This is a genomic window from Brevundimonas sp. CURTG3B2_SDJG (genome assembly GCF_057364705.1).
On the sequence record NZ_JBNFOJ010000018.1, the window covers coordinates 1 to 19,707 of the forward strand.

Genomic DNA, 19,707 nt, shown 5'->3' on the forward strand with positions numbered 1-19,707 from the left:
CCGAGCCGGCCCCCCGCGCCGAAGCCGGCGGATGTCCCCTCCGCCCGCCCCGCTGGCGGCGGCGACCGGCTACTCGGCCAGCTCGATCGAGGTGCTGGAGGGGCTGGAGCCCGTCCGCAAGCGGCCCGGCATGTACATCGGCGGCACCGACGAGCGGGCGCTGCACCACCTGTTCGCCGAGGTGCTGGACAACGCCATGGACGAGGCGGTGGCCCGCCACGCCAAGCAGATTCGGGTCGATCTCGACGCCGACGGCTTCCTGTCGGTGTTCGACGACGGCCGGGGCATCCCCGTCGACCCGCACCCCAAACATCCGGGCAAGTCGGCGCTGGAGGTCGTGATGACCGTCCTGCACTCGGGCGGCAAGTTCTCGGGCAAGGCCTATGAGACCTCGGGCGGCCTGCACGGCGTCGGCGTCTCGGTGGTCAACGCCCTGTCGGACCATCTGGACGTCACCGTCTGGCGCGACGGCTTCGAGTGGCGGCAGTCCTTCTCCAAGGGCCATGTCCTGGGGCCGATCCAGCAGGTCGGCCCGTCCAAGAAGAAGGGGACGCTGATCCGCTTCCATCCGGACGAGGAGATCTTCGGCGTCGGCGCGGCGTTCAAGCCGGCGCGGCTGTTCCGCATGGCGCGGTCGAAGGCCTATTTGTTCCGCGGCGTCGAGATCAGATGGACCTGCGCGCCCGAACGGATCACGGACGCCACCCCCGAAACCGCCCTGCTGCACTTCCCCGGCGGTCTGGCGGACGCGCTGGCCGAGCGGATCGGCGAGCTGGAGACCGTGACCCCGACCTTCGCCGGCCGTGTGGAGCGCAAGGGCGAGGCCGGCGCGGTGGAATGGGCCGTGACCTGGTCGCCGATCGGCTTCGGCGAGGCGGACGGCTTCGTCAGCTCGTACTGCAACACCGTGTCGACGCCCGACGGCGGCACGCACGAGGCGGGCTTCCGCGCCGCCCTGGTCAAGGGACTGAAGGCCTATGGCGAGCTAACCGGCGAGAAGCGCGCGGGATTGATCACCGCCGAGGACGTGATCGCCAACGCCGGCGCCCTGATCAGCGTCTTCATCCGCAATCCGGAATTCCAGGGCCAGACCAAGGACCGGCTGTCCTCGCCCGAGGCGCGCGCCTGGTCGAGCAGTTGCTGCGCGACCCGCTGGACCACTGGCTGACCGAGAGCCCGAAGCAGGCCAACAGCCTGCTGGGCTTCATCATCGAGCGGGCCGAGGACCGGCTTCGGCGGCGCAAGGACAAGGAGGTCCAGCGGGCCGCCGCGACGCGCAAGCTGCGCCTTCCCGGCAAGCTGGCCGACTGCACCCGCCAGGCGGCGGAAGGGACCGAGCTGTTCATCGTCGAGGGCGACTCGGCCGGCGGCTCGGCCAAGCAGGCGCGCGACCGCAACACCCAGGCCATCCTGCCGCTGCGAGGCAAGATCCTGAACGTGGCCTCGGCGACGGCGGACAAGCTGCGCGCCAACGTCGAGCTGTCGGACCTGGCGCTGGCCCTGGGGGTGCAGCCGGGCAGCCGGTTCAACATCGAGGACCTGCGCTACGAGCGCATCGTCATCATGACCGACGCCGACGTCGACGGGGCTCACATCGCCGCGCTGCTGATCACCTTCTTCTACCGCTCGATGCCCGAGACGATCCGTCAGGGCCGGCTGTTCATGGCCCTGCCCCCCCTCTACCGGATCCAGGCCGGCGCCCTGTCGGAATACGCCCGCGACGACGCCCACAGGGACGAGCTGCTGGCGACGACCTTCAAGGGCAAGAAGGTCGAGATCGGCCGGTTCAAGGGCCTGGGCGAGATGATGGCCTCCCAGCTGAAGGAGACCACCATGGACCCGAAAAAGCGCACCCTGGCGCGGGTCGAACTGCCGGAGAACGAGGCCGAGATCGAGGACCTGGTCGAGCGGCTGATGGGCAAGAAGGCCGAGGCTCGCTACCAGTTCATCCAGGACAACGCCCGGTTCGCGGTGGCCGACCTGGACGTCTGACGCGCGGTCCGCCGGCCGCCCAGCTTTCGCCATCCGGCGTTGTATGAATAGCTCCAAGCTTGGCGGTTTGGAGAGCTTCGATGACTCTGCACGTGATGGCGGCGGCGCTGGCGCTCGCGACGGCCGAACCGGCACCCGCGGCCCCGCAGGACATGGCGGCGGCGGCGACGGCCTGGCAGAGCGACGGCCGGACGAGGCGTCCGGGCGCTTCTGGCCGACGAGATGCGGCGACGGCGCATTCCCGGACTGCAGGTCGCGGTCGTGCAGGGCGGCCGGATCGTCTTCACGGGCGCGTGGGGCGTAGCCGACGTCGAGACCGGATCGCCGGTCACCGCCCGGACGATCTTCCCCTTCAACTCGATGACCAAGGTCTTCACCGGCGTCGCCTGCATGCAACTGGTCGAAGCCGGGAAGCTGAACCTGTCGGCGCCGATCGCGAGCTATCTGGACGACCTGCCCGACGCTTGGCGCGGGGTGACCGTCCATCAACTGCTGACCCATACGTCGGGCCTGCCCGACATCGTCGATCCCCAGACCGGGGCGCTGATCGGGGATGGCGGAGAGGACGCCGCCTGGGTCCGGGTCCGCGGCCTGCCGATGGCGGCCAAGCCCGGCGAGCGGTCGAGCTACAACCAGACCAACTACGTCCTGCTGGGCAAGATCATCGACCGGCTGGAAGGCCGGCCCTTCGTGGAGGTCTTCAAGGACCGGCAGTTCGTCCCCGCCGACATGACCGGCACCGGTTTCGGCGACAAGCGCGACTGGGCGGAAGGCAAGGCGCGCTCGTATCGCTACGAGCGGCCCACCCGCACCAGCCCGGGCGACCTGGTTTCGGCGGACGTGGAGTTCACGCCGTTCATGCGCACCGCGGCGGGCGCCGAGGGATCGGCGACGGACCTGGCGCGCTGGATCGTCGCCCTGGAGGCGGGGCGGCTGATCGACCGGGCCTCCCTGCCGACGCTGTGGACGCCGGCGACGCTGGCCGACGGCGAACGCACCCATCGGGCCCTGGGGTGGGCCGCCGGCGAGCGGGCCGCCAACCGGTGGGTGGGACAGGAGGGCGGAAATCGCGGAGCCTTCGCCGTCTATCCGGACGACGACCTGGCCGTGGTGATCCTGACCAACCTTTCCGGCGCCTCGCCCGAGCAGTTGCTGGACCAGGTGGCGGCCGAATACGTCCCCGGATTCAAGCTGCCCGGAACGACCCGGCTGCGGGCCGCGCTGCAGGCGAACGATTTCCAGGACGGACCCGGGGTGCTGCAGTCGGTGCGCCAGGCCGACCCTGGGCTGACCTTCCCCCGCGGCGAGCTGACCGACTGGGGCTATCGGCTGCTGCGCAACGCCCAGCCGCGCGAGGCGATCGCCGTCTTCGATCTGGCCGTCGGCCTGTATCCGGAGAGCAGCGGGGCGGAGGAGAACCTGGCCTATGCGCTGGAGATCGCCGGGGACGCGCCGGGGGCGAAGGATCACTACCGCCGCGCGGTCGCCCTGGACCCGGCCAATGAGGCCGCCAAGCGCCGCCTGGCGAGCCTGGAAGCGGGCTGAACTCGCTCAGCCGCGGGGCGCGGTCGGGGTGTGAAGTCCCGCCAGCTTGGCCTTCAATTGACGGGCGAGGAGCGCCAGGACGACGACCGCGTGGACCAGGGCCGCGGCCGCCGCCATCCACCAGATGTGCTCCAGCCGCGCCCAGGGCTGGGCCGAGATCCAGGTCGCGCCGCCGACGAAGACCACGAGGCGCAGCAGGCTGCCCGCCAGCGCCGGGCGGGTGTCGCCCAGCGCCTGGAAGGTCCCGGAGGCGGTGAAGATCAGGCCGGTGGCCACGAAGTTCAGCGAAACGATGCGCAGATAGGTCGCCGCGACCTCGGCGGTCGCCGGGTCCGGGGTGAAGGGCGCGACCAGCCAGCGGGCCTCCCACAGACAGAGCGCGGTCAGGACGGCCATCAGGACCGAGCTCATGACCGCCGCGTCGCGCACGGTGCGGCGCACCCGCTCCGGCAGGCCCGCGCCGAAATTCTGGCCCGCCACCGGAGCGACGGCGAAGGAGACGGCCATCGCCGGCAGGAAGATCGCCTGCATGACGCGCGACCCGACACCGAACCCGGCCTGGGCCTCGGCGCCGAAATGGCGGATCAGGCCGTAAGTCACGCTCATGGTGACGAACATCAGCAGGAATTCGGCCCCCGAGGGCAGGCCGATCCCGACGATGCGGCCGATCATGAGCCTGTCCGGCGGCGCCAGCCGCAGCGGGGCCGACATCAGGGTTTGGACACGGCCGAACAGCCAGGCCGTCGCCGCGAAACCCGCCAGGGCGGCGATGGAGGTCGCCAAGCCGGCGCCGAAGGCCTCGAGCGGTCGGCCCGTGCCCCAGCCGGCGATCAGGATCGGCGCCAGCAAGGCGTTCAGGGCCACGGTCGCGGACTGGACCAGCATCGTCGGCCGCACCACGCCCCCCGCCCTGAGCGCCGCCGCCATCGCCCCGGTCGGGAACATCAGGGCCAGGGCGGGCAGGAAGCCGTGGAGATAGGCGGTCCCGTGCCGAGCCGTTTCCGGGTCGGCCGCGACCGCCCGGATCGCGTGGCCGCCCAGGCCGTAGCCGACGGCCAGGGCCAGGGCCGCCAGACCGAGCGACAGCAACATCGACTGGCGATAGACGCCATCGACCTGGGCGAAGTCCCGGGCGCCGATCGACCGCGCGATCAGCGACAGGGCGCCGACGCCGACCATCTGGGCGGCGGCCATGGCCAGGAAGAAGGCCACCCCCGCCAGACCCACGCCGGCCAAGGCGTCCGGGCCCACTCCGGCCACGAAATACAGATCGATCAGATAGTAGAGGGTCTGAAACAGCAGGCCCATGCCGATGAAGGCGGCCATGCCGATCAAATGCCGGCTGATCGAACCCTGGGTCAGATCGTGCTGCATCTCGAACGCGTCCGCGCCGCGCATGGCCCATCCATGCCGAACGGCGGCCGATTTACCCGGGCAAAAAGCGTCCGTCAATATTACCCGGGTAATTCAAGGGCAGGCCGCCGGCTCGCCGTAGCGGCTGACCTGGCCATGGGCCGCGTCGCCGTTCAGATGGAGCACCGTCAGGCGATCGTACTCGCATTCCGGCATGTCGGCGGCGTCGGCGTAGCCCAGGGCGCGGGCGATGAGCGGCACGGTGTTGCTGTGGCCGATGACCAAGACGACCGCGTCGTCGGGCAGGGCTCGAATCCGGGCCACGGTCGCCGCGACGTGCGCGGCGCCTCCACCGTCCAGCGACACGGCCTCGGGCGTCGCGGAGTGATAGGCGGCGGTCGGTGCGGCGGTCAGGCGGGTGCGCTGCAGCGGACTGGTCAGGATGACCGTCGGATGAGCGTCGGCCAGGGCGGCGGACAAGGCCTGCGCCCTCGCCTCGCCCGCCGTCGACAGGCCCGGATCGGCGCTGGCGTCGGCCTTTTCCGCATGGCGGACGATGTAGACCGTCTGGGCCGAGGCGGCCGTGGCGAACAGAAGCGACAGCGCGGTCGCGAACAGAAGGCGTTTCATCGGCGGGTCCCCGTTTTCCAGCAGACTGATCCGACGGAGGTTCAGTGTCGAGGGGCGCGCACTCCACACCCACGTCATTCCCGGCCTTGTGACGGGAATCCAAGAACACGACAGGTCGGGATCGAGATCACCGGGCGCGCTTCGCGGTCATGGATGGCCGGGACAGGCCCGGCCATGACGGAGATCATCGACCAAATGGCGCTCGGCCCTAGTGCTCGGCCCACTCTCCGCGGGGCTCGACGAAGGCGCGCTTTCCGCTGACGTCGGCGTAGGTCATGCACAGGTCCTCGAACACCCGGTTCCAGGCGAAGCGCTCGACCGCCCTGATCCGGGCGGCGGCGCCTAGGGCCTCGATGTCGCGGGCGAACAGGGCCTCGATGGCCTGGGCGTAGACCCCCGGTTCGGCGGCCGCGGCCAGCTGGCCGACGCTGTTGTCGACCGTCTCCTTGACCCCGCCGGCGTTGACGCCGACCACCGGACGGCCGCAGGCCATGGCCTCCAGCACGATCAGGCCGAACGGCTCCTTGTCGTTGGCGTGCACGAAGGCGTCGCAGCTGGCGATGATCTTGGACACCGCCTTGGGATTGGCTTCGTAGGGCAGCGAGATGACCCGCTCCTCCGCCGGCAGCCCTTGCCCCGCCCCGATCAGGATCAGGTGGTAGGGATCGCCCAGCTTCTGGACGGCCTCGATCAGGACGTCGATGTTCTTCTCGCGCGCGGGACGGCCGGCGAAGACCAGCAGACGGGCCGAGGCCGGAAGGTTCAGCTTCTTCAGCAGCCAGTCCCTGTCCCGGCGGTCGGGGCGGAAGGTGTCGACCTCGACGCCCAGCGGCTGGATGACGATGTCGCGGATGCCGGCCTCCTCCAGGCGCCGCGCGATGTAGCGGCTCGGAGAGACCACGCGGTCGAACTGGCCGAACAGCCTGGCCCAGCGCTTCTCGACCGGCTTCTTGGCCCATTCCCCGAAGTGGAGCGCGGCCAGGCCGGCGGGGTCGGAATGGCAGAAGCCGACCACGGGGCAGCCGGCGCGCTGCCCGGCCTCGAGCGCGCCCTGGCCGGGGGTGTAGGGATCGCCGGCCTCGATGATCGAGGGGTTAAGGGACGCGACCCAGGCGCCCCAGCGGCGCACCGAGGTGGGCCAGCGGTAGCCGTCGCCGAAGGGCAGCTTGGTGGCGTGCAGTTGGACGATGCCGTCCGCGCCGGCCTTGTGGTGCTGGCCGGGGACGACCAGCGAGTGGGCGACGCCCGGCCGGTTCTGCTCGAGCCATGCCTTCTTGGACAGCAGGTAGCGCTTCACCCCTCCCGAGCGCGGAGCGTAGAGCATGGTGGTGTCGACCAAGCGGGGCCGTTCGTCTTCGCCCGCCTTCTTGGTGGCCTTGAGGGTTTCGGAGACCTCCTCGTCCCAGCCGGGAATCAGGCGGAGTTCGCCCTCCTGGACCTCCAGTCCCGCCAAGCTCATCAGTTCGGCCTCCGCGGCGCTGATGTTGGCTGCTCCAACGCGCCGGACCCGCTTCTGGATGCGGCGGGCCTTGCGGACCCGGGACATATGCGACTTCACCATGAGCGCGGCCGTACTCTCGGGCCGGGCAAAGCTCAAGCGTCCTTAGCCGAGGATGGATCCTCAGAGGTCGGAACACCCCGCCGCGACAAGGCCTCGCGCAGGAGCACCTCGACCTGGGCGTTGACGGAACGCAGCTCGGCGGCGGCCAATTTCTCGACCGCCGCCATCACGCCGGGCGAAGCGCGCATCAGGAAGGGTTTCCTGGGCTTGCCCGCCATCGGATCAGCCGTACAGGGTGCCGGTGTTGACCACGGGCTGGGCCTCGCGGTCGGCGCACAGCACGACGAGCAGGTTGGAGACCATGGCCGCCTTGCGGTCCTCGTCCAGGTCGACGACGCCGCGGTCGTTGAGGTCGGCCAGCGCGGCCTCGACCATACCGACGGCGCCCTTCACGATCAGGCGTCGGGCGGCCAGGACGGCCTCGGCCTGCTGCCGCTTCAGCATCGCGCCGGCGATCTCGGGCGCATAGGCCAGGTGGGCCAGGCGAGCCTCATCGACGGCGACGCCGGCGACCTTGACCCGCTGGACCAGTTCGTCCCGCAGCCGGGCGGCGACGTCCTCGGCGTCCGAACGCAGCGTCATCTCGGGCGCATCGCCCTCCTCGCCATGGTCGTAGGCGTAGTGGGAGGTGATGTCGCGCAGCGCGGTGTCGACCTGGATGTTCACGAACGCCTGGTAGTCGTCGACGTCGAACAGGGCCTGGGCCGAATCCTCGACCCGCCAGACGACGTTGGCGGCGATCTCGATCGGGCTGCCCCGCTTGTCGTTCACCTTCAGCTTGTCAGAGGTCAGGTTGCGGACCCGCAGGCTGATCTTCTTGCGGCTGTACCACGGCAGAACCCAGCGCAGGCCGGTCTTGCGGTCCGTGCCGCGATAGTCGCCGAACAGCAGGATGGCCACGGCCTCGTTGGGCTGCAGCGAGTACAGGCCGCAGAGCAGGAACAGGCCCACGACGGCCGCGAGGACGCCGACGACGATTCGCAGGACGCCATCCGGGTCCTGAGCGATCAGGACGGGACCTCCGACCATGAGGACCAGTCCCACCAACAGCATCAGAATGCCGTTGGCGGTCGAGGCCGGACGCTCGGCGGATCGGGTATGGACGGTGGCGGCTTCGGTCATGATCTCCCTCCTGGATCGATATGAAAGTGATATCACTTCGCTTTCATGTTTGGCAATACTCCCGCTTGACGAATGCGGCCGCCCGGACGGGTTCGGCCTTGCATTCGCCTCAAATTCGAGAAACTTGAGGCATGCTGGCGCGGTCCCTGTTAGAGGATCGCCCGCGTCTCTGCGCGTCTGTCCACAGGGGTTTAATTCCGAATGCGTATTCTGCTCGCGACCGCGGTGGCGATCGCTCCCCTGCTGACGGCTTCCGGCGCCATGGCCGAGGTGGTGATCTCGACGGCGCGCACGACGCCGATCACCACGTCCACGGCCACCGGCTCGGGGCCGGACACCATCCGCATCGCCAGCGGGGGCGCGGTCAACGTGGCCAGCGGCGTCGGCGTGACCGTCAACTCCAGTCACAACGTCACCATCGACACCGGCGGCCAGATCACGATGCTCAACTCGGCCAGCGGCTCGACCGGCCTGCTGGTGAACGGGGGCAATACGGCCAACGTCACGATCGGCGGATCGATCACCGTCGCCGACGACATCACCAGCGACACGGACACGGACACCGACAACGACGGCGACATCGACGGCCCGTGGGCCAACGGTTCGGACCGGTACGGCGTGCGCGTGGTCGGCGCCGCCCCTGTCGTCGGCAACATCCGCCTGGAAGGCGCCGGCAGGATCACGGTCGACGGCAACAACTCGGCGGGCATCTCGGTCGAGGCCCCGCTGACGGGCCACCTGGAATCCTTCGGCACGATCAACGTCGTCGGCAACAACAGCTACGGCGTCCATACGACCGGCGCGATCAGCGGGGATGTCGAGCTGACGGGCAGCATCAGCGCCCGCGGCGAAAATGCGGTCGGCGTCGCCCTGGACGGCAACGTCGGCGGACGCGTGGCGATCGGCGGCGCCATCACGGCCAGCGGTTTCCGCTACACCACCGCGCTTCCCGTTCGGCCGGAAGGCTATGTCGAAACGCCGGAGAACGACGACGATTTCGTGTTCGTGGACGAACTGGATCCCGACGACCTGCTGGTCGGCGGTCCGGCCGTGCGGATCGGGGCCAACGTCGGAGCCGGCGTGATCCTGGACCGGGCCCCGGCCTATTCGGCCGCCGGCATCGAGGGCGACGACGACGGCGACGGCGTCAAGAACGGCGACGAGGACGACGACGGCGACGGCGTCAAGAACCGCGACGACACCGACCGCGACGGCGACGGCGTCCCCGACGTCAACGAGACGACGGCGACGATCAGCAGCTTCGGCTCGGCGCCCGCGATTCAGATCGGCTCGGCCACCCAGTCGGTCAACCTGGGCGTCGCGGGAACGGGCGATGCGGCGTACGGCTTCATCAACCGCGGCCAGGTCACCGCCCAGGGCCTGTACAAGGGCTTCGACGCCGTCGCCGTGCAGACCGGCGGCGGCGCCGGCCACGCCGTGACGATCGCCGGCGGCATCCGCAACGAGGGCACCATCGCCGCCGCGGGCCTCGAGGCCGACGCCACCGCGATCCGCATCGGCCAGGGCACCACCACGCCCACCCTCGTCAACACCGGCACCATCAGCGCCGGCGTGGCGGGCGGGGACACCAATTCGCAGGCCACCGCGATCCGGATCGAAGCCGGCGCCAACGTGACCAGCCTCGTCAACAACGGCACGATCCTGGCCTCGGCCGGCGGCGGCGTCTCCGACACCACCGCCCTGCTGGACCTCAGCGGCACGCTGACCTCGATCACCAACACCAAGACGATCCAGACCAACGTCATCGCCAACGAGGACGGCGACCCGATCACCGGGACCAGGACCGCCATCGACGTATCGGCCAACACCACCGGCGTGACCCTGACCCAGAACGGCGTGGCCAGCACGCCTTCGTCGAGCGACCCGGACACCGACGGCGACGGCGTCACCGACAGCAACGAGCCGGTCATCAACGGCGACATCAAGTTCGGCTCGGGCGCCGACCTGATGGACATCCGCAACGGCGTGGTCACCGGCGACATGTCGTTCGGCGCGGGCGCCGACCGGCTGGACATCACCGGCGGGGCGGTGGTGCGCGGCGCGGTCAGCGACAGCGACGGCGCCCTGACGATCAACGTCACCAAGGGGACCCTCGACGCCCGCCAGACCAGCACCCAGACGATCACCGACCTGAACGTCGGCGCCGACGGCGACCTGATCGTCACGGTCGATCCGACCAACAACAGGACCGGGGGCTTCAACGTCACCGGCACGGCCAACCTGGCCACCGGCGCGGGCCTGGGCGTGCGCTTCGAATCGCTGCTGACCGCGCCGAGCCGGTTCAACCTGATCGACGCCGGAACGCTGAACGTCGGTCAGCTGGACATGACGTCCTTCGAGAAGAACTCGCCCTATCTGTACGTGGTCGAAGGCGGCGTGGACGCGGCCAACGGCGTCGTCTACGCCGACGTGCGCCAGCGCACGACCGCGGAAGCCGGCATGATCGCCTCGGAGGCGTCGATGTACGACGCCTTCTACAGCGCCCTGAGCCGCGACGCGGACGTGCGCGCGGCCTTCCTGAGCCAACTGAGCCGGGACGACTTCTTCAACCTGTACGAACAGCTGCTGCCCGAGCATTCGGGTGGCCCGCTGATGTCGCTGTCGTCGGGCGTGGACGCCGTGACGCGCGCCCTGACCGGCCGCAACGCCTCGGCCGCGCCGGGCGAGACCAGCGCCTGGGTGCAGGAGATCAACTTCTACGCCGACAAGGAGAAGACCGACACCTACGGGTTCCGCTCGGAAGGCTTCGGCGTGGCCGGCGGCGTCGAACGTGGCACGGGCCTGGGCGCTCTGGGCCTCTCGGTCGCCTTCACCTCGTCGGATCTGGAAGATCCCGAATCCGAGGCCGAAGAGGTTCTGTCGGCGAACCTGCTGGAGCTGGGCCTATACTGGCGGGCCCAGGGCCAGTACTGGACGACCTGGGCGCGCGCCGCCGCGGGTTACGCCACCTTCGAATCCGAACGCCGCCTGGTGGGCGGCGGCCTGAACCTGACCAGCACCTCGGACTGGAACGGCCTGACCCTGTCGGCGGCCGCGGGCGCGTCCTACGAGCGCAACTTCGGCCGGTTCAGCATCCGCCCCGAGGTCTACGCCGAGTACTTCTCGCTGAGCGAGGACGGCCACGTCGAGACCGGCGGCGGCGACGGCTTCGATCTGGAGATCGACGACCGCGACGGCCACCTGTTCTCGGCTACCGCGGCGGTCAACATCGGCATGGCCATGGGCCAGGACAGCTGGCTGCGGCCCGAGCTGCGCCTGGGCTGGCGCCAGAACATCTCGGTCGATCCGGGCGAAACCATCGCCCGCTTCCGCTCGGGCGGCCCGGACTTCAGGCTGACCCCCGAGACCATCGAGGGCGGTGGGCCGATCATCGGCTTCCGGATGAACGTCGGCAACGAACTGGGCATGCTGTCGGTCAGCGCCGACGCGGAGCTGCTGGAGGACTACGTGCGCTACATGCTGTTCCTGCGGGCCAGCTTCCGGTTCTAAGCCGCCGGACCAAGGAAACGGGGCCGTGGAGCGATCCGCGGCCCCTTTTTCGCGCCCGTCCGGGGCTGTCTGGGCCGGATGGTGGGCGCGAGGGTTCGAAGCCCCGACCCCCTCCGGTGTAACGAGGTGCTCTGACCAGCTGAGCTAGCCGCCCGTCCGAAGCGAAGGCAGCTTCTAGGGCGGGACGAGGCCGACATCAACGCCGGACGCGCCCCGCTTTGGCCGCGGACCGGCGTCAGACTGCGTTCACCATTGGCGGTTAACCCTGAGCCGTCGGGAGATCACGCCATGTCCAGCGCCATCCGCAAGACCGCCGCCCTGTCCGTTCTTCTGGCGGGCGCCCTGATGCTGCAGGGATGCCTGGTGGGCGCCGTGGTCGGGACCGGGGCGGCCGTGGTCGGCGCCGGAGCCTCGGTCGTCGGAGCCGGCGTGGACGCCGTCACCACCTCGGACGAGGAGACCCGCGCCAAGCGCGAGCGCGAGCAGCGCGCCCATGAGCGGGAGCAGCGCCGCTGCGAGCAGCGCCAGCGCCAGGGCCGCGACTGCTAGACGGCCGTCACAGGCTCAGGACGCAGCGCTCGTTGATCGTCGGGCGCGCGACCTGGATGCGGCACAGGCCCGGCCACTCGGGTTTCAGCTGGGCGGCGAACCATAGGCACAGGTTCTCCAGGGACGGCAGCTCCAGCCCCTCGTGCGCGTTGAGCATGCCGTGGTCCAGCTGTTCCGCGCAGGCCTTCAGAGCCCGGTCCAGCGCGCCCAGATCGGCGACCCAGCCATGCTCGGCGTCCAGCACCTCGGAACGCACCGTCGCCTCGACCGTGAACGAATGGCCGTGGACGCGGCGGTAGATGCTGCCCTCGGGTTCGTTGGGGAAATGGTGGGCCGCGTCGAAGGTGGCCTGTTTGGTGATCTCGAAGACGGGCATTAGCGGACGCCGATGTATTTGTGGGTCTGGACGCTGAGCCGCCATTGCGGGTGCGTCAGGCAGTAGTCGATGGCCGCGGCCGTATTGGCCTCACGGTCTGGGCCGTCCATGGGCTGGAGCCAGAAGCGCTCGAAATCGAGCGCCTCAAACCGGTCTGGCATGGCCTTCTCCTGCGGGAAGACCAGCTTCAGCTCCTGACCCGAGGTCTGGACGACGGGAGCGTCGGCCTTGGGGCTGACGCAGATCCAGTCGACGCCTTCCGGCGCCTGGAGCGTGCCGTTGGATTCGATGGCGATCTCGAAGCCGCGGGCGTGCAGCGCCGCGATCAGCGGCGGGTCCAGTTGCAACAAGGGCTCGCCGCCGGTGCAGACCACCAGTCGGGGGTCCCCCGCCCTGCCCCGCCACATCGAGGCGACGTGGTCGGCCAGGGTCTCGGCCGTCTGGAACTTGCCGCCGCCGTCTCCGTCGGTCCCGACGAAGTCGGTGTCGCAGAAGGTGCAGACCGCCTGGGCGCGGTCCCGCTCCAATCCGTTCCAAAGGTTGCAGCCGGCGAAGCGCAGGAAGACGGCCGGCCGGCCGGCTTGGCCGCCCTCGCCCTGCACCGTCAGGAAGACCTCCTTGGCGGAATAGGTCATGCCGGCACGCTGGGGGCCGCCCATTCCTGATAACCGGCGGCGCGCAGTTCGCAGGCCGGGCACTCGCCGCAGCCGTAGCCCCAGGGGTGGCGGTGCTCGCGGTCGCCCAGATAGCAGGTGTGGCTGGCCTCGACGATCAGCTCGACCAGGGCGTCTCCACCGATGCGGTCGGCCAGCGCCCAGGTCTCGGCCTTGGTCAGGGCCATCAGCGGCGTCTCGATCACCACCGGCTTGTCCAGGCCCAGGCTGAGGGCGCGGGCCATGGCCTGGATGGTGTCGTTGCGGCAGTCGGGATAGCCGGAGTAGTCGGTCTCGCACATGCCGCCGACCAGCACCTCCAGCCCCCGGCGGTCGGCCAGGGCGGCGGCGCAGGTCAGGAAGACCAGGTTGCGGCCCGGCACGAAGGTGGTGGGCAGGCCGCGCGCGTCCATCTCGATGGCCCGCTCGGCGGTCAAGGCGCTCTCGGCGATCTTTCCGTACCCGGTGAGGTCCACCACGTGGTCGGGCCCCAGCCGGCCGGCCCACTGCGGCAACACCTCGGCCATGCCCGCACGGACGTCCAGGCGGGCCTGCATCTCGACCGCGTGCCGCTGGCCGTAGTCGAAGCCGACGGTCTCGACCCGGTCGAAGCGTTCCAGCGCCCAGGCCAGGCAGGTGGCGCTGTCCTGCCCGCCCGAGAACAGGACGAGGGCGGAGGTCGTGGCGGTGTTCTGGCCGATTTCGCTCATGACAAACCTGCGGTCGGCCGGTCGGCCGCGCGCATGCACAAAGAGATGGAGCCGTTCCGGAGGTCCGGAGGCGGGGCAGGCCTTCTACACCAGCACGCGCGGCGGGGCAAAAGCGGCGCAAAAACGGCGACTTTCACCTTAACCCTTCCGCAAACGGTTCCGCTTTAACTGTCCACCGGTCCCAGTGGAGTTCCGGCCGGCATGCCGACGATCGAAGCCCTTACAGAGCGCGCCGAGGCGATATCGCCCCAGACGCCGGGAAGCGACGTCTTCGCGCGTTTCGAACGCGAGCCGGACACCCTGGTCATCCCCGTCGTCGAAGGCACGCGTCCGGTCGGCCTGATCGAGCGCAACGCCTTCCTGCTCAAGATCGCCGGCGCCTTCGGCCACGCCCTCTACGCCCGCCGCCCGGTGGTGCACCTGATGGACGCCGAACCCGCGATCGTCGAGGCGGGGGTCAGCATCGACGCCTTCTGCGACACCCTGCTGAAGGGCGGGCCCGGCGCGCTGATGCGCGGCTTCATCGTCACCCGCGAGGGCCGGTATCACGGCGTGGGCACGGCCGTGTCCCTGCTGCAGGCGGTCAACGACCGCCAGCGCCAGCAGAACGCCGAGCTGGCCGACCAAGCCCGCGTGCTCACCGACACCCGCACCCAGGCGCTGGCCGCCGCCCGCGCCAAGAGCCAGTTCCTGGCGATCATGAGCCACGAGCTGCGCACGCCGATGAACGGTGTGCTGGCGGTGGCCGAGCTGTTGCGCCGCCAGCCGCTGAACAAGCAGGCCCAGGCCCACGTCGCGACCATCGTGGAATCCTCCGAGACCCTGCTGCGCATTCTGCAGGACGCGCTGGACCTGTCGCGCGCCGAGGCCGGCGAGCTGGAGCTGCAGAGCGAACCCACGCCCCTGCGCGCCCTGATGGACGACGTCCAGGCGATGTGGGCTCCGCGCGCCTCGCAGGACAACGTCAGCCTGATGGTCGGCTACGAGGGCGACACCGAACTGGCGGCCGTGATCGACGGCATGCGGCTGAAGCAGGTGTTCAACAACCTGATCGGCAACGCCTTGAAATTCGCCCGCAACGGCGTGGTCGAGGCCAGCTTGAAGGCGACCGCCCACGGCGACCGCATCCGGCTGGAGGCCCGCATCCGCGACGACGGGCCGGGCATCGACGCCGATCGCGTCGACCTGATCTTCGAGCCGTTCGTGCACGGGTCCGGCCCCGACGGCGCCGGCCTGGGCCTGTCGATCTGCCGGCAGATCGTCGACCGGATGGGCGGCCGCATCTGGGCCGAGAACAATCCGGGCCGGGGCGCGACCTTCGCCTTCGACCTGCAGGCGGCGCGCGCCGAGGCGCGCTCGGCCGCCGCTTCGAACGTCGAGAACCTGACCGACTTCGACATCCACGAGACGCCGCACATCCTGATCGTGGACGACAACGCCACCAACCGGGTCGTCGCCCAGGCGCTTTGCGAAATGTTCGGCTGCACCTCGGAGACGGCCGAGGACGGCGTCGAGGCCCTGGAAGCGGTGCAGGAGCGCCGCTTCGATCTGGTCCTGATGGACATCAAGATGCCGCGCATGGACGGGGTCCAGGCGACCCAGGCCATCCGCGCCCTGGACGGCCCCGTGCGCTCGATCCCGATCGTCGCCCTGACGGCCAACGCCGATCCGGAGGACGCCCGGAAATACCTGTCGATCGGCATGGCCGCCGTGGTCGAGAAGCCGATCAAGCCCGAGCGGCTGCGCATGGCGATGAACGCAGCCCTGGAGCAGTCGTCGGCCGCCTCCCCGGGCGGTTCAAGCGACGTCCGCCGGGCGGGCTAGCTCGGCCCCTGCCTCCTCGTCCTCCTCGTCGTAGCCGACCAACCTGAGGGCGCGGGCGGGCTGGCCGTTCAACTCGCACCAGCGCAACAATCCCTCCTCCCGCCCGTGGGTGATCCAGACCTCGGCCGGCTTCAGCTCGCGGAAGGTGGCGGTCAGTTCTGGCCAGTCGGCGTGGTCGGACAGGACCAGGGGCAGCTCCACCCCGCGCTGCCGCGCCCGGGCGCGAACGCCCATCCAGCCCGAGGCGAAGGCCGTCACCGGATCGGCGAAGCGCCGCGCCCAGCGGTCCCGCGTGGCCGAGGGCGGGGCCAAGATCACCTCGCCGGCCAGGGCGTCGCCCTTCAGGCCGGTGGCGGGCGCCAGCGGGCCCAGATCGACGCCTTCGCGTGCATACAGCCGGTTCAGCCGGTCCAGCGCGCCATGGACGTAGACCGGGCGATCCCAGCCCGCCTCGCGCAGCAGGCGGATGACCCGCTGAGCCTTCCCTAACGCATAGGCGCCGACCAGGTGGGCGCGGTCGGGGAACTGGCTCAGGGAGCGGACCAGGCGGGCGATTTCGTCGGCGTCGGGCGGGTGCACGAAGACCGGCAGGCCGAACGTCGCCTCCGAGATGAAGACGTCGCACGGCACGGGCTCAAAAGGGCGGCAGGTCGGATCGCGGCGGCGCTTGTAGTCGCCGGAGACCACCATGGTCAGGCCCTTCCAGCGGATCACCGCCTGGGCCGAGCCCAGGACGTGGCCGGCGGGGACCAGGACGATCTCGACGCCACCGTGGGACGCGGTCTCGCCGTAGCCCGAGGGCTGGCGGCGACCGGCGAAATCCTCGCCGTAGCGCTCGGCCATGATCGCCAGGGTCTGGGGCGTGGCCAGGACAGCGCCGTGACCCGGACGAGCGTGATCGGCGTGGCCGTGGGTGATCACCGCCCGGTCCACGGGCGCCACCGGATCGACGTAGAAGTCGCCGGGCGGGCAGTAGAGGCCAGCCGGGGTGGGCCTGAGCAGGTCCTCGAAGCGGATCATGCGGCGGTTCGTCTCCCGGTCCTGAAAGGACGCGGGACAGGAACGCATGGCGCGCGCTTGCGCTCAACCGGGCTCCCGGCCGATAGCAGGAAGATGTCCGCCTCGCCCCTGACCGCCCTCCTGCCCCAGCTCGCCTCGGCCGCCGCCCACACCACGGCGCTGGGTTTCGCCTACGACGGCCTGGAGGGCGACCGGGTTCGCCTGCGCGCGCCGTGGCGCGAGGACCTGGTCGGCGACCCGGAGACCGGAGTGCTGGCCGGCGGGCTGGTGACCACCCTGCTGGACCACGTCGGCGGGATGGCCGTGTGGGTGGCGCTGGATCGGTTCGAGCCCATCGCGACCCTGGATCTGCGGGTGGACTACATGCGCGCCGCCCGCCCCCGGCGGGACCTGATCGCCGAGGCGCGTTGCTACCGCCTGACCCGGTCGATCGCCTTCGTCCGGGCCTGGGCGTTCGAGGACCATCCCGACGACCCGGTGGCGGCCGCCCAGAGCGCCTACATGCTGACCTCCAACGGCGCGCGCGGCGCCGGCGTCGATCCGAAGCCGCGGACGGAGGGCGGCGCATGAGCGAGCTGTTCGACGCCCTGCCCTACGCCCGCTTCCTGGGCCTGACCGCCCGCCGCGAAGGGGAGGTGCTGACGGCGACCATGCCGTTCGCGCCCAAACTGATCGGGAATCCGGTGCTGCCGGCGCTGCACGGCGGATCGACGGCCGCGATGCTGGAGCTGACGGCGGTCGCCCAGGTCGCCCTGCTCTACCCGCGGCTCAAGCTGCCGCGCCCGATCAATGTGACGGTCGCCTATCTGCGCTCTGGACGTCCGGTCGACGTGCACGCCCGGGCGCGGATCAGCAAGGCCGGCCGCCGCGTGGCCCATGTCCAGGCCGACGCCTGGCAGGACGACGAGGACCACCCGATCGCGACCCTGAGCGCCCACTTCCTGGTCGCCGAACATGACTTATAGTTGTATTTAATTTCTCGTTATGGTTGATTTCCGCCGGGCGAAGCGACGCCCGGAGAGGAACCTCACATGACCAGGCAATCCATCGGCGAGGCGCTGGCCGCCCGTCTCTACGCGGCCGAGGCCGCGGTCGATCAGGCGCTATCGGAAACCGCGACGCTCGCCGCCGCCCTGCCGTCGGCGCGGGCCGACGCCTATTTGTCCGCCGTGGCGGGCCAACGCGCCTTCGACGGCGCCGCCGCCAGCATCAGCGCCCTGGCCGAGGCCCGTTCGCATCTGGTGCAGACCCACAACACCCTGGCCGCCCTCGCCCGCAAGATGGGCCTGGACACCCTTGCGGTGGGCCCCCTCGACAAGCCCGGCGATCCGCCGCCCTCCGGCGTGTCTCCGAATCCGGCCGAGGTCCAAACGGTTAATAAAGCGCTGACGAATACGACTAACAAATCCCTACCGGACAGCCCTAATATATGATAAAGGCCGCGATATCTGTTCAGTTCGGAGGCTTCTCATGGATAAGGCTGCAGTCATCGCCAGCGTCGCCGGCGACCTCAATGCGACCGAAAAGGCGGTGGATCAGGCGATCGCCCAGGCGACCACCCTCGTGCAGTCGCTCATCGGCACGCGCGCCGCGCTCAATATTTCGCCGGTGATGGGCGCCGAAGCCCAGACCAAGGCTCTCGAGGCCATCGCGGCCCTGAGCGCCGCCCGTCAGGCCATGGTGACCTGCCACGACGAACTGGCCAAGGATCACCGCCGTCTGGGCTGGGGCACCTACGCCATCGGCTTCGACAACAAGGGCCAGGGCGAGCAGCGTCCGGACACCACCGGCGAGCACCGTCTCCGCGCGGTTTAATTCGAGGTAATGTCGAGGGCCGGACATTTCCGCGCCCTCTGACTTCAGGCATTGTCGCCCCCATGCTTTGCGGCACGGGGGCGATTCTGTGTTTGACACCATCTACCCGCAGATCGGCGCGGCGATCGCGATCCTCGTCCTCATCTTCGTCTTCCTGAAGGGGGACGAGCCCGAGCGCATCGGCGGAGCGGCCTTCGTGCTGACCTCGCTCGCCTCCATGCTGATCTCTGACGGCAAGGGCCTGGGGGTGGTCCAGTGGGCCCGGATGGGCATCGATCTGATCCTGTTGGCTGTCTTCGCCGGGCTGGCGTGGAAGAGCCGGCGCGCCTGGCCCATCTGGGCCTCGGCCTTCCTGAGCCTGATCGTCACGGGCCACATCCTGCTGCTGGCCAATCTGAAGCCGCCCGCTGACGCCTTCGCGGCCGTCAACAACCTGGCGACCTACGGCGTCCTGGGCGCCTTGGCTGTCGGCGCCTTCTGGGCCTGGCAGGACCGGCGCGCCGCTGGACTGGAGTAAGACCGATGACCCCGCGCGCGCCGCCCCCGGCCGTGGCACTCGGCGATGTTTGACACCCTCGCTTCGCAGGTCGGCTTCGGGATCGTCGTGCTGGTCGGCGGCTTCGCCTTCCTGAAGGGCGACGAGCCGGAGCGCATCGGCGCGGGCGCCTATCTGCTGGCCCTGTTCGCCTCGCTGCTGATCCAGGACAAAGGCGCGCTGTCCGGCCCCCAGTGGGGACTGATCGCGATCGACGGCCTGATGACCGCGGTCTACGCCGGCTTGGCGTGGAAGAGCCGCCGGGCCTGGCCGGTCTGGGCCTGCGCCTTGCAAGGGCTTGTGGTGATGATCCACCTGCTGACGCTGATCGACGTCAGGCCGGCGCTGGCGGCCTTCTATGCGGTGATCAACCTGGCCAGCTACGGCGTGGTGCTGGCGCTGGCGGCCGGGACCTTCCGCGCGTGGAGCGACCGGCGCGCCGCCGGGCTGGAGTAAATCCCGTGCCGCCCTCCGGCCGGATTCGGCGACGCCGCCTGAGCCTCGCACTCGCC

At 70.0% G+C, this 19,707-nt stretch carries 19 protein-coding genes and 1 pseudogene; 11 read left to right on the forward strand and 9 right to left on the reverse strand.

Annotated features, from left to right (window positions below; genetic code table 11):
- Positions 1-31 precede the first annotated feature (31 nt).
- Positions 32-1,992, forward strand: a pseudogene (gene parE, locus AC2W7C_RS02100) (DNA topoisomerase IV subunit B).
- Between the two features lie 210 nt (positions 1,993-2,202).
- Positions 2,203-3,537 carry a serine hydrolase gene (locus AC2W7C_RS02105; RefSeq protein ID WP_485999974.1) on the forward strand — a complete coding sequence of 445 codons (1,335 nt, stop codon included), beginning with the start codon at positions 2,203-2,205 and terminating at the stop codon, positions 3,535-3,537.
- Positions 3,538-3,543: 6 nt separating this feature from the next.
- On the opposite strand, the gene AC2W7C_RS02110 is transcribed toward AC2W7C_RS02105, so the two are convergent.
- The 5 genes from AC2W7C_RS02110 to AC2W7C_RS02130 form a co-directional block, all read right to left on the reverse strand.
- Complete coding sequence (locus tag AC2W7C_RS02110; protein ID WP_485999956.1) at positions 3,544-4,935, reverse strand: MATE family efflux transporter; 1,392 nt, start codon at positions 4,933-4,935, stop codon at positions 3,544-3,546.
- Positions 4,936-5,004: 69 nt separating this feature from the next.
- The gene (locus AC2W7C_RS02115; protein WP_485999957.1) at positions 5,005-5,520 is read right to left on the reverse strand and encodes a SixA phosphatase family protein; all 516 of its coding nucleotides are present in this window, start codon (positions 5,518-5,520) and stop codon (positions 5,005-5,007) included.
- A 208-nt stretch (positions 5,521-5,728) separates the two neighbouring features.
- Complete coding sequence (locus AC2W7C_RS02120; RefSeq protein ID WP_485999958.1) at positions 5,729-7,066, reverse strand: glycosyltransferase; 1,338 nt, start codon at positions 7,064-7,066, stop codon at positions 5,729-5,731.
- A 47-nt stretch (positions 7,067-7,113) separates the two neighbouring features.
- Entirely contained in the window at positions 7,114-7,299 is a 186-nt protein-coding gene (locus AC2W7C_RS02125; RefSeq protein ID WP_485999959.1) for a type II toxin-antitoxin system antitoxin, read from the reverse strand.
- Positions 7,300-7,303: 4 nt separating this feature from the next.
- Positions 7,304-8,203: an SPFH domain-containing protein gene (locus AC2W7C_RS02130; protein WP_485999960.1), complete on the reverse strand. Its 900-nt coding sequence runs from the start codon at positions 8,201-8,203 to the stop codon at positions 7,304-7,306.
- Between the two features lie 201 nt (positions 8,204-8,404).
- Between AC2W7C_RS02130 and AC2W7C_RS02135 the strand changes: the two genes are divergently transcribed.
- Complete coding sequence (locus AC2W7C_RS02135; RefSeq protein ID WP_485999961.1) at positions 8,405-11,713, forward strand: autotransporter outer membrane beta-barrel domain-containing protein; 3,309 nt, start codon at positions 8,405-8,407, stop codon at positions 11,711-11,713.
- A 288-nt stretch (positions 11,714-12,001) separates the two neighbouring features.
- Entirely contained in the window at positions 12,002-12,262 is a 261-nt protein-coding gene (locus AC2W7C_RS02140; protein WP_485999962.1) for a hypothetical protein, read from the forward strand.
- Between the two features lie 7 nt (positions 12,263-12,269).
- On the opposite strand, the gene AC2W7C_RS02145 is transcribed toward AC2W7C_RS02140, so the two are convergent.
- Genes AC2W7C_RS02145 through queC form a run of 3 tightly spaced genes read right to left on the reverse strand, consistent with a single transcriptional unit; the run spans position 12,270 to position 14,001 of the window.
- Positions 12,270-12,638 (reverse strand): 6-pyruvoyl trahydropterin synthase family protein, encoded by a 369-nt coding sequence (locus AC2W7C_RS02145; protein WP_485999963.1) that lies wholly within the window; start codon positions 12,636-12,638, stop codon positions 12,270-12,272.
- Positions 12,638-13,273 (reverse strand): 7-carboxy-7-deazaguanine synthase, encoded by a 636-nt coding sequence (queE, locus tag AC2W7C_RS02150; protein ID WP_485999964.1) that lies wholly within the window; start codon positions 13,271-13,273, stop codon positions 12,638-12,640. Before queE ends, AC2W7C_RS02145 begins: the two co-directional genes overlap by 1 nt.
- Positions 13,270-14,001: a 7-cyano-7-deazaguanine synthase QueC gene (gene queC / locus AC2W7C_RS02155; RefSeq protein WP_485999965.1), complete on the reverse strand. Its 732-nt coding sequence runs from the start codon at positions 13,999-14,001 to the stop codon at positions 13,270-13,272. The genes queE and queC overlap by 4 nt, the downstream gene beginning before the upstream one ends.
- 201 nt (positions 14,002-14,202) lie before the next feature.
- Between queC and AC2W7C_RS02160 the strand changes: the two genes are divergently transcribed.
- Positions 14,203-15,825, forward strand: coding sequence for a response regulator (locus AC2W7C_RS02160; RefSeq protein WP_485999966.1), 1,623 nt, complete (start codon positions 14,203-14,205; stop codon positions 15,823-15,825).
- On the opposite strand, the gene AC2W7C_RS02165 is transcribed toward AC2W7C_RS02160, so the two are convergent.
- Entirely contained in the window at positions 15,799-16,845 is a 1,047-nt protein-coding gene (locus AC2W7C_RS02165; RefSeq protein WP_485999967.1) for a ligase-associated DNA damage response exonuclease, read from the reverse strand. The two genes, AC2W7C_RS02160 and AC2W7C_RS02165, sit on opposite strands and share 27 nt — an antisense overlap.
- Before the next feature lie 93 nt (positions 16,846-16,938).
- Here AC2W7C_RS02165 and AC2W7C_RS02170 point away from each other — a divergent pair, with 93 nt between their 5' ends.
- The 6 genes from AC2W7C_RS02170 to AC2W7C_RS02195 all read left to right on the forward strand — a co-directional run bounded on the left by AC2W7C_RS02170 (position 16,939) and on the right by AC2W7C_RS02195 (position 19,651).
- Positions 16,939-17,415, forward strand: coding sequence for a PaaI family thioesterase (locus tag AC2W7C_RS02170; RefSeq protein ID WP_485999968.1), 477 nt, complete (start codon positions 16,939-16,941; stop codon positions 17,413-17,415).
- On the forward strand, positions 17,412-17,810 hold the full coding sequence (locus tag AC2W7C_RS02175; protein WP_485999969.1) for a PaaI family thioesterase: 399 nt from the start codon (positions 17,412-17,414) through the stop codon (positions 17,808-17,810). Before AC2W7C_RS02170 ends, AC2W7C_RS02175 begins: the two co-directional genes overlap by 4 nt.
- A gap of 66 nt (positions 17,811-17,876) precedes the next feature.
- Positions 17,877-18,278, forward strand: coding sequence for a hypothetical protein (locus tag AC2W7C_RS02180; RefSeq protein ID WP_485999970.1), 402 nt, complete (start codon positions 17,877-17,879; stop codon positions 18,276-18,278).
- A gap of 37 nt (positions 18,279-18,315) precedes the next feature.
- A complete protein-coding gene (locus AC2W7C_RS02185; RefSeq protein ID WP_485999971.1) occupies positions 18,316-18,660 on the forward strand; it encodes a hypothetical protein in 345 nt (114 codons plus the stop codon).
- A gap of 88 nt (positions 18,661-18,748) precedes the next feature.
- Complete coding sequence (locus tag AC2W7C_RS02190) at positions 18,749-19,177, forward strand: hypothetical protein (RefSeq protein WP_485999972.1); 429 nt, start codon at positions 18,749-18,751, stop codon at positions 19,175-19,177.
- Positions 19,178-19,222: 45 nt separating this feature from the next.
- Positions 19,223-19,651 (forward strand): hypothetical protein, encoded by a 429-nt coding sequence (locus AC2W7C_RS02195; protein ID WP_485999973.1) that lies wholly within the window; start codon positions 19,223-19,225, stop codon positions 19,649-19,651.
- Positions 19,652-19,707: the final 56 nt, after the last annotated feature.

Excerpts from the sequence above, each read along its gene's own strand:
- AC2W7C_RS02110 (WP_485999956.1), bottom strand. The coding sequence starts at position 4,935 with ATGCGCGGCGCGGACGCGTTCGAGATGCAGCACGATCTGACCCAGGGT.
- AC2W7C_RS02115 (WP_485999957.1), bottom strand. The coding sequence starts at position 5,520 with ATGAAACGCCTTCTGTTCGCGACCGCGCTGTCGCTTCTGTTCGCCACG.
- AC2W7C_RS02120 (WP_485999958.1), bottom strand. The coding sequence starts at position 7,066 with ATGTCCCGGGTCCGCAAGGCCCGCCGCATCCAGAAGCGGGTCCGGCGC.
- AC2W7C_RS02125 (WP_485999959.1), bottom strand. The coding sequence starts at position 7,299 with ATGGCGGGCAAGCCCAGGAAACCCTTCCTGATGCGCGCTTCGCCCGGC.
- AC2W7C_RS02130 (WP_485999960.1), bottom strand. The coding sequence starts at position 8,203 with ATGACCGAAGCCGCCACCGTCCATACCCGATCCGCCGAGCGTCCGGCC.
- AC2W7C_RS02135 (WP_485999961.1), top strand. The coding sequence starts at position 8,405 with ATGCGTATTCTGCTCGCGACCGCGGTGGCGATCGCTCCCCTGCTGACG.
- AC2W7C_RS02140 (WP_485999962.1), top strand. The coding sequence starts at position 12,002 with ATGTCCAGCGCCATCCGCAAGACCGCCGCCCTGTCCGTTCTTCTGGCG.
- AC2W7C_RS02145 (WP_485999963.1), bottom strand. The coding sequence starts at position 12,638 with ATGCCCGTCTTCGAGATCACCAAACAGGCCACCTTCGACGCGGCCCAC.
- queE (WP_485999964.1), bottom strand. The coding sequence starts at position 13,273 with ATGACCTATTCCGCCAAGGAGGTCTTCCTGACGGTGCAGGGCGAGGGC.
- queC (WP_485999965.1), bottom strand. The coding sequence starts at position 14,001 with ATGAGCGAAATCGGCCAGAACACCGCCACGACCTCCGCCCTCGTCCTG.
- AC2W7C_RS02160 (WP_485999966.1), top strand. The coding sequence starts at position 14,203 with ATGCCGACGATCGAAGCCCTTACAGAGCGCGCCGAGGCGATATCGCCC.
- AC2W7C_RS02165 (WP_485999967.1), bottom strand. The coding sequence starts at position 16,845 with ATGATCCGCTTCGAGGACCTGCTCAGGCCCACCCCGGCTGGCCTCTAC.
- AC2W7C_RS02170 (WP_485999968.1), top strand. The coding sequence starts at position 16,939 with ATGTCCGCCTCGCCCCTGACCGCCCTCCTGCCCCAGCTCGCCTCGGCC.
- AC2W7C_RS02175 (WP_485999969.1), top strand. The coding sequence starts at position 17,412 with ATGAGCGAGCTGTTCGACGCCCTGCCCTACGCCCGCTTCCTGGGCCTG.
- AC2W7C_RS02180 (WP_485999970.1), top strand. The coding sequence starts at position 17,877 with ATGACCAGGCAATCCATCGGCGAGGCGCTGGCCGCCCGTCTCTACGCG.
- AC2W7C_RS02185 (WP_485999971.1), top strand. The coding sequence starts at position 18,316 with ATGGATAAGGCTGCAGTCATCGCCAGCGTCGCCGGCGACCTCAATGCG.
- AC2W7C_RS02195 (WP_485999973.1), top strand. The coding sequence starts at position 19,223 with ATGTTTGACACCCTCGCTTCGCAGGTCGGCTTCGGGATCGTCGTGCTG.